Annotated in this window: 1 pseudogene; it reads left to right on the top strand. The window is 61.5% G+C overall.

The annotated features are described in order from the left end of the window. Positions 1–876, top strand: a pseudogene (locus E3O56_RS23445) (type IV secretion protein Rhs); the annotation flags it as partial.

Raw genomic sequence — 876 nt, 5'->3', positions numbered from 1 at the left:
GGGTTTGGCTGGAGTCATGCGCTGGCGCACAGGCTTTGTGTGTCGGGCGATTCGGTGGTGTGGATCGACCATGAGAACCGCTCGACCACCCTGCCCTTGCCTACAGCGGCTCGACCCGCGATCACCAATAGTCTTGCCGAAGCGGCAATCTACTTGGGCTCGACGCCTGATGAACTGGTGCTGGCCCAGGCGTCGCGGTTCTATCACTTTCGCGACGGTGCGTTGGTTTCTATCAGCGATGCGTATGACAACCGTCTACGCATTTGCCGTGATCGCTCGGGAAGGATCGAGCGGCTGGATAACGGTGCTGGTCGCTCGCTGCTGCTGCGTTATGAGCTGGATCGAATCGTCGCGGTGGACTACCAGGTTCATCGCGCCACAGGGCGTGCACCTTACGTCTGGGAAACCGAGCAGAACGTCGTTTCCTACGCCTATGACGAAGATGGACGACTGGTTTGCGCGACCAATGCTGTCGGGGAAAGCGAGCGTTATCGATACGACGATCAGCACGTCATTGTTGAGCGGCAGTTGGCCGGTGGGGCGAGTTTCTTCTGGGCGTGGGAAGGCTCCGGCAAGGCAGCGCGTTGCGTCCGGCATTGGGCGAGCTTTTCGCAGATGGACACGCGCTATGCCTGGGGGGATGACGGGCGTGTCACGGTGCATAACGCCGATGGTAGCGAGGAGGTGTATGTCCACGACCAGCGGGCGCGGCTGGTGCAGCGCATCGATCCGGACGGCGCGCAGCATTTCAAATCCTACGATGCCAAGGGTCGGCTGACCGTCGAGCAGGATCCGCTGGGCGCGGTGACGGCCTATCAGTACGACGACGCCGGACGCTTGGTGGCGTTGTTTCCTGGGGATGATGAGCCGACCTCC

This window comes from Pseudomonas sp. W2Aug9 (genome assembly GCF_023127755.1).
Taxonomy (GTDB): domain Bacteria; phylum Pseudomonadota; class Gammaproteobacteria; order Pseudomonadales; family Pseudomonadaceae; genus Aquipseudomonas; species Aquipseudomonas synxantha_A.
Note: the sequence above shows the minus strand (reverse complement) of the source record. Positions and strands in the feature narration are given on the sequence as shown.